The following is a 13,181-nucleotide window of genomic DNA, read 5'->3' on the forward strand; positions in this document are numbered from 1 at the left end:
ATAAAAGGGTTAAGAAAACCTTCTATTTACCACCATGCCTGATCGTGTCAGTAACATGTGATCCGTTATTAATCTATGGGTTAATAGTAACATGTGATTTTTTAAAAATCAATATGAAAACGATAACATTTTTTTACAAAAGGGAGCGGTATTACATTTTATACCCTTTCATAAGAGATGTCCAAAGAGTTAATCCCCCTAAATAAAAGAAATCCAAAAGGGAATACTTAAAATATCTAAATTGAAATAGGGAGGTTATAATATTGGGAACCAATGAGAATGGATTATCCATTTTTTCTTTAGGTGGCATAAATGAAATCGGTAAAAATATGTATGTAGTTCAATATGCTGACGATATTATCATCATTGACTGTGGTGGTAAATTTCCTGACGAGAGTTTGTTAGGAATTGATTTGATTATCCCTGATATTACTTACTTAGAAGAGAATCAGGATAAAATCCGTGCTTTAATCGTTACACATGGGCACGAAGATCATATAGGTGGTATTCCTTATTTCTTAAGAAAGCTTAATGTACCCATTTATGCGACACGTTTTACACTGGGCTTAATAGACATAAAATTAGATGAACACCGACTTAAAAGAGATACAAACCTCGTTACGATTGATTCCGAATCAATGCTCGAATTAGGGCAACTTCAGGTATCTTTTTTTAGGGTAAGCCATAGTATTCCAGATTGTTTGGGAATAGTCATTCATACACCTGAAGGAAATGTCGTACATACTGGGGACTTTAAATTTGATTTAACACCGGAGAATAACCAGTATTCAGATATTCATAAAATGGCCGAAATTGGTTTGCGGGGTGTCTTAGTATTATTATCTGAAAGCACCAATGCCGAACGTACAGGTCTAACACCAACAGAGCGAACTGTTGGTGGCCATATGGTTGAGGCTTTTATGAAAGCTGACGGAAAAATCTTTGTCTCTACCTTTGCATCAAATGTCAATCGTGTTCAGCAAGTTGTCGAGGCTGCCCGAAAAACGAATCGAAAGCTTGCGTTGCTTGGTAGAAGCATGGTAAATGTGGTCTCAGTTGCACTTGAACGTGGTTATTTAAATATTCCGGACGGGATGTTGATCGAAGCAAACGAAATAAATCAAATGGATTCAGAAAGAGTTGCCATCTTATGTACTGGAAGCCAGGGAGAGCCAAATGCTGCACTTGCTCGCCTCTCTAGTGGAAAATACCGGGATGTAGCCATTTACCCGGGTGACACTGTCATTTTTGCAGCATCACCAATACCAGGAAATGAAAAGAATGTTTCTCGTATTATAGACAACTTATTTCAATTGGGTGCCAAAGTAATTTATGGTTCGGGTAGTACAACAGGTATGCATGTTTCCGGACATGGTTATCAAGAAGATTTAAAGCTTATGTTGACATTAATGAAGCCAACCTATTTTATTCCTATTCATGGTGAATATAGAATGCTCCACCATCACCGTTTGTTAGCCGAATCCGTTGGAGTAGAAAAAGGAAACACTTTTATCATTAAAAATGGTGACGTCGTCGATATTGAAAACTCAGTTGCCCGTCAAACTCGGGAGATACCTTCAGGGGATACGTATGTGGATGGAATGGGTGTCGGGGATGTTGGGGACATTGTGTTACGTGACAGGAAACAACTGTCTGAGGATGGAATGCTGGTTATTGTTTTAACAATCAGTAAAAGGGATCAAAAAATTATTCAAGGGCCAGACACCATTTCCCGTGGATTTGTGTATGTCAAAAATTCCGAAGATCTTTTAAAAGATATTAATCGCATTGCTAAAACAACAATTAATGATTTACAAGAAGCTAATATTCAAAAGTGGAATGTAATGAAACAAAATATTAAAAAATCAGTTGGACAATATTTATACGCACAAACGAAGAGAAAGCCAATGATCCTCCCTATTATTATTGAAATTTAAATAGGTTCAGCCCTGTAGTAAATGAACTAGTCCAAGCAATATTTTTTATTAAAAGCATCCTTTGGGTGCTTTTATTGGTTTATAAGATATTTTTCTTTATTAACGCACTAAAATGAAATATATGATAAATTGAAAGATAAGTATAGACATTTTTCTGAAATTATACTATTTTCATAGTGGATAATAGTAATTTATTACATTCTTTTACAGATTACAAAATCGTAGATTTATCTCTTTGTTAAGGGTAAATTTTCGCTTATCCGATTATAAAAATTTGTATTAGAGAGGAATAACCATGATCAGACTTATTAAAAGCAATGAATTAAATAGACTTATGCAAAGAAATCTAGAATTGGAACAAAACCTTCAATTATTAGAGGAAAGATATAGTGAAAAAGAGAAGCAATTTGAGTCTTTCCTCTTAGATATGTATAAAACACAATCTCAAATTATTTCGAATCATCATATAGTAAATGGACAGCACAATATTCTTGGTGAATTAGTAGATCAAATCAAAGGACATGTCGAAACAATTAGTTTGTATGGAATAAACGATAATAACATGTCACGTCAAACCTTGGAGAAACGGCAAATACTTATAGATAAAGCAAAAGGAATGGTAACAAAAACACAGAATGGAAAATCCTTTTTAGATAACCTTCATCAAGTTATGAACCAAGTTGAATCGGAGACGACACAGACTACTACCTATATGAGTAATTTAGAACAGCGTTCTTTGGAAATCTCACAGATCGTATCCGTCATTACAAATATTGCCGGTCAGACAAATTTGCTTGCACTTAATGCTGCTATTGAAGCAGCGCGTGCAGGAGAGCACGGACGAGGATTTGCAGTTGTAGCCGATGAGGTTCGAAAACTTGCTGAGATCACAGCACAAAGTACCAAAAATATTGAATCATTGATCAATCGTATCCAAAGCGATATTCAGATAGTCATTGATGGTTCACAGCAAATGTTACAGAATTTAAACCGTGGGATTACAATGAGTGAGCAAGCATCATTAGAAATTAATGCTATTCTTTACGCAAATCAAGATGTAGACGCGGGTGTTATGGAAGTCGTCGAACTTATTCAGGATGAGAAAGCGTCGATTACAAATGAAGTGAACGCAGTTGTAGATGTATTTCGAGAAATTAATACAGCTCTTTTTTCTCATATTAAAGAAGCTGGTGCCGTAGACGAAAAATTAACAGAAAGTATCCAAAAACTAAATCAATGGCGGAGTGGTTATTGATTTCAACTGAAGATGAGTTACTTTAACAAGCTATTTAATGCAGCTAAGTGCTAACCAATAAACTTTCTAAAAAAATTAGGGCATGAGCCAAAAATAAAAAAAAAAGAAAGTAATAATGCCCCAAAAGTTAAAACTTTCGGGGCATTTTTTGCGCATAAAAAAAAGATCCTTTTTGATATTAATGATTTACATTTATGCTTTTTTAACAAATTCAGATTTTAACTGCATAGCTCCAAAACCATCAATTTTACAATCAATATTATGATCCCCATCAACTAGACGTATATTTTTAACTTTTGTTCCTGCTTTTAAGACTGAGGAACTACCTTTAACTTTAAGGTCTTTAATTACTGTTACAGAATCACCATCGTTCAAACTATTTCCATTTGCATCTTTAATAATCCTGTGTTCTTCACTATTTTCGACATCTACTTCTAAAGTCCACTCATGTGCACATTCTGGGCAAATAAAAAGGCTTCCATCTTCATAGGTATATTCTGATTTACAATTAGGGCAATTAGGCAAAGTAGACATGATTGTTTTTCCTCCATTAATGTTAGTTCTAAGGTATTATAATTGCTTTCGATTTCCGTTTACAACTTCGTAACAAAGCCTTTCTAGCAAAAGATTATTTTTAAAAAATATAGGTCTTTTAACCTTTCCTTAGCTTCCTTAGAAGTGTCTTTTCCAAGTATATTTGATATTGAGCAATGATTCCATAAATATTTGGGAACCCGTAAAGATTTTTTTCTCTTGTAAGTTACCTCGGTTTTATTTTTTTCTTACCTTATAGTGCTTCAAATGACAAGAAGTAAAAAAGTGCACAAAAAGGTAGCCCTTCAGTGCACAATGGTAGTTCAGTTCATATAATAGATAGTTTAAACCATGCGAGTTACATTAATTTTAATTGAGTATAGCATTTTAGAATGCTGAGATAAGTGCACCATTTTTATAGGTAACCATCACTTTTTGTCCTGATTTATCTTGATAATTGGGAGCTGAACCATATGGAACTTTTAAAACAAAAGGCTTTCCTTTTTGCATAAATTCCACTGTAAAGCTATCAGCTGCACCCACAACTTCAACATCTGCAAATTTGGCCTTCCCCGGAATAACCAGCCGTTGCCCAATTAGCACCATTTCCTGACTAAGTTTATTTTCCCTTGCAAGATCTTTCACTGTCACATCAAAGCGTTTTGCAATTCCCCATAAAGTATCACCTGGATAAACGGTGTACATTTCTTCGCCACTGGGCGCGGGAGTTTTTATTGGTACTAGGATTCTTTGACCGATATTTATTTGATCAGACAAGAGATTATTTTCCTTTTGTAGATCTTTAACAGAAATACTATAGTTTTTAGAAAGCGAGAAAAGGGTATCTCCTTTTTGGACAGTATATTGGCTAGAATTACCCTTAAATTGTGGCACTACAATATCTTCAGGTACATTTAGATGCTGATCAACATATATTTTCTCTGTTGGTAAATCATTAACTTCAATTAACTGACTTATCCCAACTTGGTATTTTTTAGACAAACTGTATAAAGTATCATTCTTTTTTACAGTGTAATCTGTACTGCATGCTGATACTCTATTATTCATAAATACTAAAGCAGTAAACGATCCAGCAACAGTTGCAGCAACTATTTTTTTATTACGTGCTCTCTGTTTTTTCATTCTTACTTCAGCTAATCTTTGCTTCCTCTTTAAAATAATCGTATTCAATACTCATATTCCCCCATAAATCTCTGTTGTATTTTACCTTGATCTAAATACATTTCGAATTGAGGGAGTATTTTTTGGCTGTTCGTTTAAAATTTTCCTATTTATCCATAGATGGCCAACTACCAAACTCTAAAAATAGTGAATTCCCTGAGATTGTTAGCTAGTCCAAAATGACAATCTTAACTGTCTTTCTTCCCCATGATAATGCATCTTTATTCGTTGGCATTAACACATCAATTTTATGGCCGACTATCGCACCACCAGTATCACCTGCAACGGCTACGCCATACCCCTCAACCCATACTTTTTTACCTAATGGGATGACTGAAGGATCAACAGCAATTAACTTCATATTGGGATTCTTTTCAATATTGTAACCTAATGTTGTGACTGCTCCAGAACTTGCTGGGCTATATGCAGTCGCATTAACATACATTTCTTCGCCTTTTCCTACCTGTTCGGGACCATTTTTTATATTAGTACTAGTTGCTAGCTTACTTGCCTCTTCTTGTTCTCTTCGAATCTTCTCTTGAGCGGCTTTTAATTGTGATTCAATATCTGTTTTTTCCTGCTCTGCAAGTGCCATTTGTTGATTAATTTGACTAAATTTCTCTTGCATTCCAGTTAATGTTTCCTGTCTCTTTTGTAAATTTTGATTTAGATCTTTCTCTTGTTTAGAAAGAGTTTTTTGTTCATCTTCTAAGCTTTGTTGTTGCTTATCAATCTCTTGTTTATCCTTTTCTATATGCTTCAGGTCTTCTTGCTGTTCTCCTAAAATACTCTTATCAGCATTAAAAAGAGTCGTCACAGCTCCTGCACGCTGGATGAAATCATCCAAACTTTTGGAATCAAAGAAAACCTTAATCACTAAATTGAGATTATTATCATGTTGGAGAGCCACGAGTCTCTTCTTCATTACCCCTTTACGAGCAAGAATTTTATCCTCAAGGCTAACAATTTCCTCTTTTTTCTCTTCAATGAGTTGATTAGTTGCTGCCATTCTCTTTTGTGTATTTGCCATCTCTTCTTTATTTTTTGAAATATATGTATTGATAGAATCCATTTCTTGTTGAATGTTTTCTATATCTTTAGTTACGGACTGCTTTTCTTTAGCCTTTTGCCCAAGCTCTTGCTGGATATTTTGTAACGTTTTTGTGTTTGTTTGTGCATATGTAACTACCGATCCCGAAATACATAACATCCATGTAAACATTATGAGAATCATACGCTTAATCATTTGCATACCTCTCCTCCCGTACACTAGTTATACCAAAAGTATGTACCAGTCATGTTACAAAAGGATTAAAAGTATCTATCATTTTGTTTTAAAAGAAATATCAATTAAACCATTTAAATAACTTACTGAACTTTTTATTTATTTATTGATAAAATATTCCAAAAATTAAAAATATATAGTAAAATAGACATAGGACTTAAATCATACTGCGGCACTCATCTAAAACCGTGGTACAGAAGGAGATGGAGATTGTGAAAACATAGTTAATTTAGTTATGTTGAACAACTCTTTTCATTTTCAATTGAAGAAAGCATTTCTAAATTCATTTGGGGGTGTACTTATGAGTCTAACTTCATTATATATATTGTACAGTGGAATCGGTCTGTTATTCGGAGTTGGAGTAACGTTGTGGGTATTTAGTGGGGATATAAAGCTAATGAAGAGAAGTTGAATGCCGCTTTCAATTTAAGATGTATTGATTTTATAGCAAACTTACATGTTTTTATATAGCAGTTAAATTAAGCAGCCCCATGTGGCTGCTTAATTTAACTGCTATTTTCATGGAAGATTGCTCTAATGGATTAAAAATTCATCCTAGATTGCCCACCATCTACATTTATACTTGCTCCCACAATCCAATTAGATTTACCTGAAGCCAGAAAAGCGACTACATTAGCTATTTCTTCAGGAGTTCCAAAACGGCCGGCAGGAATTTCATTATGAATAAACTCTCTCATTTCCTCTGGATTCTCATCGAGGCGTTTTTTCCAGTTTCCTGTTTCATGAAGAATACTTCCAGGAGCAATACTGTTAACTCGAATTCCATAAGAAATCATTTCATCAGCAAAAGACTTAGTAAAGCTAATGAGAGCAGATTTTGCATTGTTATATGTAACTTTACCGCCACTTTCACGTCCAAATATCGACGAAATATTAATAATCGAACCTGCACGGGATTTTTTCATATGTTCTACAGCTAATTTGCTTAAATGAACAGCTGAAAAATAATTCAATTCCATTGCCTCATAAAATAAATCCATAGCCGTTTCTGTTGTTTTCCCCCCATTGCTGCCACCTGCATTATTGATCAGAACATCAATCGTTCCTTTTTGTTCAATAAATGATTGGATCAGTTTCTCTCGCTCATCTTCTTTTGTAATATCTACTTGAAAAATCGATACGTTTCCACCAAGATCTACTTTAGCCTTTTCTAGAGCTTCTATACTACGGGAAGCAATCGAAACATTTGCTCCCTCTGAGATAAGAACTTTAGCTATTGCTTTTCCTATTCCCTTAGAACCACCAGTAATAAGTATGTTTTTTTCCTGTAATTGCAAATCCATTCGAAAAACCTCAATTCTTTTGATTTAGCTAAAACTGCCTACAGACGCACACCATGATTAGCTTTATCTAGCAATTTTACCATTTATACTAGCTTATTTAAAAAAGATTAAAAATAGATAGCTTTTATTTTAATCGATGAAACTGACACCAAGGTGCATTGGCAAAGGAAAGTTTGTTACAATAACATTATCTAATTTCCGAGGTGACTTTGATGTGTGGTAGGTTTACATTATTTGCTGAATTTAATGATATTATAGAACGATTCGGTATTGAGGCAGCCATTCAAGAAGAACTATATAATCCTAGCTATAACGTAGCCCCTTCCCATTCTGTTTTGTCTGTTATCAATGATGGTATTAAAAATAGATTAGGTTATTTAAAATGGGGTTTAATACCGTCGTGGGCGAAAGATGAGAAAATTGGTTATAAGATGATTAACGCCAGGGCTGAAACGTTAACAGAAAAAGCTAGTTTTCGTAATGCCTATCTGAAAAGGCGTTGTCTAGTAATCGCGGATAGTTTCTACGAGTGGAAACACTTTGATGATAAAACAAAAACTCCAATGCGGATTAAACTAAAATCAAATGAATTATTTGCTATGGCTGGTCTATGGGAGCAATGGAAATCCCCAAAAGGTTACTCCATTTATTCCTGCACTGTTATTACGACTACCCCAAATGAGCTTGTTAAAGACTTCCATGATCGGATGCCGGTTATTCTTAGACCAGAAGATGAAAAAGTTTGGTTAGATCCTTTAACAAATAACACAAATTCCCTTGATCATTTATTGAAGCCTCTTTCGGACGAATTAATAGAAGCATATGAAGTTTCTTCCTTGGTCAATTCTCCAAAGAACAACTCACCAAATTTAATACAACGAATTTGTTAAAGGCTGAGTGCCAGGCACCATCCAGTTTTATGGATGGTGCCTGGCACTTAGAAATCCTTTTGGAGATTACTGATACTATTTGGAAGTAAGCTAGTCTTTGCCGATAAATTAGGGTGATTAAGTTCTATAGTAACATCAATGGAACTTGCATCACTATTTAATAGAAGGTTTTTGGCTGTTTGGGTTAATGGAAATTTAAGATAATGAACACTTGTGGTAAATTCCCGGTCATCATGTTCTTCTTCAAAAACTGCTTGAACTATTTCATCCCCAACACTAAGCTTTAAATGATGCTCGATTCCTTTTAGTTTCACTAATAATTCGGTAAGCTTCAATTGATTATCTAATTCAATGAAAAGTGTAGCAGATAATTCATTTTCATCAGGTATCATTCCGGAATAAATATCAATATATTCATCAATTTCTTTTGGATCCTCTAAATCCTCACTATTTACCAATTCAAGTATTTGAAACATTACAGTATTTTTGTTTTCAAATAATATTGAAATATGATCAGCCAACCTGATTCTACGCTCTTTTTTATAGACAATCATTTTTTGAAGATATTCTTCCCGCCCTTGACGATATGTATTTAATGAGGGTATATCTTGTCTAGAAATAGTCTTAGTCATAAAATTGCACCTCTTTCAAATTAGTAAAACACCGTCCCAAATAACGATTAGGACGGCATACAGAACAAACATGGCATTACAAACACCACTACTTAAAATGAAGTATCATAAATTAGTCTTCTAAAGAATCTAGCAGTTTTTGGAACCGTTGCGCATGGATCCGTTCTGCTTTTGCCATAACTTCCATCCACTCACCGATTTGGTCAAATCCTTCCTCGCGAGCAGTAGCAGCAAATCCAGGGTACATTTCACTATACTCATAGGTTTCTCCAGCAATAGCAGACGCAAGCATTTCCTTTACCGTACCAACCGGAAGACCTGTAGCAGGATCTCCTTCACCATTGTTACGTAATTGATCAAAGTGTCCAAATGCATGTTTAGTCTCACCATTTGCAATGTTGCGGAATAAACTTGCTATCTCCTCAGCACCTTCTGTGTCTGCTTTTTCAGCAAAATAAAGATAGCGGCGATTCGCTTGTGATTCTCCCGCGAAACCTGCTTTTAAATTTTCTGCTGTTTTTGTTCCTTTTAAATTCGCCATGTTTAATTCCTCCATTCAGATAGTTGATTGTTTAAACGATTTTCCCACCACTTTAACATGTTTTTTTCCTTTATTTTGATCACCATTTAACATATGAAACGGTTTAATAAAAAGACCACCTTCGTTTTTGTTAATTGTGATTACTCTCAGTGTATCTATCCATGTTAATCAAATCAAACATTTTGAATGAAGTGTTAATTTTTATTCATATTATGAACTTACCCTTTTAGCTAAAAAAAAGAGCATTCTTTTTTCTTAAAAAGAATGCTCTTGTCTTATTGATGGGTATGAATGAAAGGCATTCCCCAAAAAACAGTGGAACCTACACCCTTATACCCATTTCTTTTGAAAGTCTGCAATACTTTTATATTCTTCTTTAAAAAGCCTCGATAGACGAATATAAATAGGAATTAGATCTTCATATATTGAAACATTTTCACTTATAGGTGTGTGGTGATGTGTAGCTCCGACCATCTCCGTAACTGCATTTAATGAATCAATTTCACCAAGACTATATAGACCTAAAATCGCAGCCCCAAGGCAAGAACTTTCGAAGCTTTCAGGGATACAAACCTCTTGATTAAAAATATCCGCCATCATCTGCCGCCAAAGCTCTGACCTTGCAAAACCACCAGTTGCGTGAATTTTCTTTGGTTCTCCTATTAACTCTGACAAGGCTAAAAGAACCGTATATAAATTATAAATAACTCCTTCAAGCACCGCACGAATAAGATGTTCTTTTTTGTGATGCATGCCTAGCCCGAAAAAGGAACCTCGTGCATTCGAATCCCATAATGGTGCTCGTTCTCCAGCTAAATATGGATGAAATAATAAGCCATCGGCTCCCGGTGTCACTCTATCTGCTATTTCAGTTAGGACCTCATATGGATCTTTACCTAACCGTTTCGCAGCCGCAACCTCAGAATCCCCTAGCTGATCTCTGACCCACCTGAAAATCATTCCGCCATTGTTTACCGCACCTCCGATAACCCAATGATTTTCGGTTAACGCATAGCAGAAAATTCTTCCTTTTGGATCTGTGATAGGCCGATCAGTAACCGCACGGATTGCGCCACTTGTCCCAATTGTAACTGCAACTACACCAGGCTCGATCGCATCTACACCTAAATTTGATAACACTCCATCACCAGCTCCAATTACAAAAGGAGTATCGGAGAGCAAATTCATTTCTTTTGCAAATGTTTCATTAAGACCACTTATACTATGTGTTGTTGGAACTGGCTCTGATAGCTGATCTGGTGTAATGCCTGCTACTTTTAGGGCTTCCTCATCCCATTTTAAAGAATAGATATTAAACATTCCGGTCGCGGAAGCAATTGAGAAATCAATAATATATTTCCCAAATAACTTATAGAAAATATATTCCTTAATTGAAATAAATTTATATGATTTTGAAAATAACTCCGAATAATCATTTCTTAACCAAACTATCTTTGCAAGGGGGGCCATAGGATGAATAGGTGTCCCTGTTCGAAGGTAAATCTCATGCCCATTCATTTCTGTTTTTATTTTTTCAGCCCAGTCAGAACTCCTGTTGTCTGCCCATGTAATACATTCTGTTAAAGGCTTCCCATCTTTATCAACAGCAATGACACTGTGCATAGCTGAACTAAAAGATACACATAAAATATCTTTTGGCAAAACATGGCTTCCTTGTATCGTTTGCTTAATGGTATTTATCACTGCACGGAAAATTTCTTCAGGATCTTGTTCTGCTGTTTCCGGTGTTGGAGAAAATAAAGGGTATTCAATCTGATAATTTGATATAACAGTTCCATCCTTTGAATAAAGAACAGACTTAGCACTTGTGGTTCCAATATCTACTCCGATTACATATTTTGAATTCATTTCATTTCCTCCTTAAAAACACATATTTCATAGAAGTGAGACCACCTCATTCTATTATGGAATCAATCATGAAAATTTTTTTCATCCAGATTTAATTAAACTCCCTCGAAAAAATGAGGGAGTTTAATGATTAAACAAACATATTGATAATTAAAGTAATCCCAAATGCCACGAAAGATAGAATTGTTTCTAAAACAGTCCATGTTTTAAATGTTTCTTTCACACTTAATCCAAGATATTCTTTAACCATCCAAAAGCCAGCATCATTTACGTGTGAGAACATTAATGAACCTGCCCCGGTTGCAATTACTAATAACTCTAGGTTAACACCTGACATATGTTGTACAATCGGTGCAACGATACCTGCTGCTGTAGTAAGAGAAACTGTAGCAGATCCTGTTGCAATACGAATTAATCCTGCAATGAAGAATGCTAGAACAAGTGGTGATAATGATAAACTATGTGACATGTCTGCAATTGTGTTTGCTACGCCACTATCAATTAGAATTTGTTTAAATCCGCCACCAGCACCAATAATTGCAATAATTGAACCGACTGGAAGAAAACAATCTTCTACAAGTTTCTTAATACCATTTTTATCAATACCTTGGCGAATACCAAAGAAATAAAATGCTGCAAAACAAGCAATTAAGAGCGCAATAAGCGGGCTTCCGATAAAGATAAAGAATTTATTAATTCCTCCAGTTAGCCCCATGTAAGGAGAAAATACCGAAAGAAGTATTAAAATAACTGGTAGTAAAATAATGAAGAAAGAAATCCCTGTTCCTGGCATGTTTTTTGCAGCCATATTGACTTTAATTAATTCTGGTTCGTTTTCCGGTGTAACGCGTTTATGAACCCATTTAGCAAAAACAGGGCCTGCAATAATTGCTGATGGAATAGCAACGATTAAAGAATATAATAGAACTTTGCCAAGGTTTGCATTGTAAATACTAATTGCTGCAACTGCACCTGGATGCGGTGGCACTAAACCGTGAACAATGGATAACCCTGTAATCGCAGGAAGTGCAATAAGTAAGATATTTTGTTTAGAAGTTTTATGAATCGAAATAACCAAAGGTAAAATAATTAAAATACCAACTTCGAAAAATACTGGGATTCCAATAATAAATCCTGCTAAAAGCATTGCCCATGGAAGAAACTTAATTCCAAATTTCTGAACAAAGAAATCAGCAATTCGAACTCCAGCTCCTGATTCAGCCATCATTTTCCCTAAAATAGTCCCTAATGCTAGAATTCCAACCAAGTGGCCTAAAGCACCACCAACACCAGTTTCAATTCCACTAACTATTTTATCCATTGATAAGCCTGAGAAAATAGCGAGAAATAAGCTAGCCACAGTTAAGCTAATAAATGCATGCCACTTAAACCATGAAACGCCCAAGATAACGATGATAATTGCTAAAAACGTTATAAATAAATGATACATCTGTAAATTCCTCCTGTAAACATTTTCAAAAGTTCTGTTAGAGATAGCTTTTGATTATTCTCCTGGATTTAACACTATTCCTCAAAAAAATTAACTCCCTATTATTTTGGCCAAATAATAGATGAAAGCACTTTCAAATATTACTATCATTATATGAAAAAAAATTTCTTTTTTCAAGATGATTTAAGAAAAAAAATTTGGTAATTAGAATTAGTAAAGAAAACTCGCTGATTGGCGAGCCTAAAAAGGCAATGACAGAGGCGTATTTGCACTTATTCAATTTGAGTTTGAATATTTATAAA

General features: G+C 34.9%; 11 protein-coding genes. 3 read left to right on the forward strand and 8 right to left on the reverse strand.

Going from position 1 to position 13,181, the window contains the following annotated elements; all coding sequences use genetic code 11:
• Positions 1 to 329: 329 nt before the first annotated feature.
• Together RCG20_RS07705 and RCG20_RS07710 are read left to right on the forward strand one after the other, a co-directional pair.
• A complete protein-coding gene (locus RCG20_RS07705; protein ID WP_374120534.1) occupies positions 330 to 1,937 on the forward strand; it encodes a ribonuclease J in 1,608 nt (535 codons plus the stop codon).
• Between the two features lie 295 nt (positions 1,938 to 2,232).
• Entirely contained in the window at positions 2,233 to 3,192 is a 960-nt protein-coding gene (locus RCG20_RS07710) for a methyl-accepting chemotaxis protein (RefSeq protein ID WP_308183627.1), read from the forward strand.
• Between the two features lie 192 nt (positions 3,193 to 3,384).
• On the opposite strand, the gene RCG20_RS07715 is transcribed toward RCG20_RS07710, so the two are convergent.
• The 4 genes from RCG20_RS07715 to RCG20_RS07730 form a co-directional block, all read right to left on the reverse strand.
• On the reverse strand, positions 3,385 to 3,726 hold the full coding sequence (locus RCG20_RS07715) for a zinc ribbon domain-containing protein YjdM (RefSeq protein ID WP_308183628.1): 342 nt from the start codon (positions 3,724 to 3,726) through the stop codon (positions 3,385 to 3,387).
• Positions 3,727 to 4,113: 387 nt separating this feature from the next.
• Positions 4,114 to 4,917 carry a LysM peptidoglycan-binding domain-containing protein gene (locus tag RCG20_RS07720; RefSeq protein ID WP_308183629.1) on the reverse strand — a complete coding sequence of 268 codons (804 nt, stop codon included), beginning with the start codon at positions 4,915 to 4,917 and terminating at the stop codon, positions 4,114 to 4,116.
• Positions 4,918 to 5,077: 160 nt separating this feature from the next.
• The gene (locus RCG20_RS07725; RefSeq protein WP_308183630.1) at positions 5,078 to 6,160 is read right to left on the reverse strand and encodes a 3D domain-containing protein; all 1,083 of its coding nucleotides are present in this window, start codon (positions 6,158 to 6,160) and stop codon (positions 5,078 to 5,080) included.
• Positions 6,161 to 6,735: 575 nt separating this feature from the next.
• Positions 6,736 to 7,497, reverse strand: a complete 762-nt coding sequence (locus tag RCG20_RS07730) for an SDR family NAD(P)-dependent oxidoreductase (protein WP_308183631.1) — start codon at positions 7,495 to 7,497, stop codon at positions 6,736 to 6,738.
• A 212-nt stretch (positions 7,498 to 7,709) separates the two neighbouring features.
• On the opposite strand from RCG20_RS07730, the gene RCG20_RS07735 reads away from it, so the two are divergent.
• Entirely contained in the window at positions 7,710 to 8,387 is a 678-nt protein-coding gene (locus RCG20_RS07735; protein ID WP_308183632.1) for an SOS response-associated peptidase, read from the forward strand.
• Between the two features lie 47 nt (positions 8,388 to 8,434).
• Here RCG20_RS07735 and RCG20_RS07740 read toward each other — a convergent pair whose 3' ends face one another.
• The 4 genes from RCG20_RS07740 to RCG20_RS07755 all read right to left on the reverse strand — a co-directional run bounded on the left by RCG20_RS07740 (position 8,435) and on the right by RCG20_RS07755 (position 12,879).
• Positions 8,435 to 9,019 carry a DUF3501 family protein gene (locus RCG20_RS07740; RefSeq protein WP_308183633.1) on the reverse strand — a complete coding sequence of 195 codons (585 nt, stop codon included), beginning with the start codon at positions 9,017 to 9,019 and terminating at the stop codon, positions 8,435 to 8,437.
• Between the two features lie 112 nt (positions 9,020 to 9,131).
• Complete coding sequence (locus tag RCG20_RS07745; RefSeq protein WP_308183634.1) at positions 9,132 to 9,560, reverse strand: rubrerythrin family protein; 429 nt, start codon at positions 9,558 to 9,560, stop codon at positions 9,132 to 9,134.
• Positions 9,561 to 9,890: 330 nt separating this feature from the next.
• Complete coding sequence (gene gntK, locus RCG20_RS07750) at positions 9,891 to 11,429, reverse strand: gluconokinase (protein ID WP_308183635.1); 1,539 nt, start codon at positions 11,427 to 11,429, stop codon at positions 9,891 to 9,893.
• Positions 11,430 to 11,559: 130 nt separating this feature from the next.
• The gene (locus RCG20_RS07755) at positions 11,560 to 12,879 is read right to left on the reverse strand and encodes a GntP family permease (RefSeq protein WP_308183636.1); all 1,320 of its coding nucleotides are present in this window, start codon (positions 12,877 to 12,879) and stop codon (positions 11,560 to 11,562) included.
• Between the last annotated feature and the right edge of the window lie 302 nt (positions 12,880 to 13,181).

The organism is Neobacillus sp. PS3-40, assembly GCF_030915485.1.
Lineage (GTDB): Bacteria > Bacillota > Bacilli > Bacillales > Cytobacillaceae > JAUZPL01.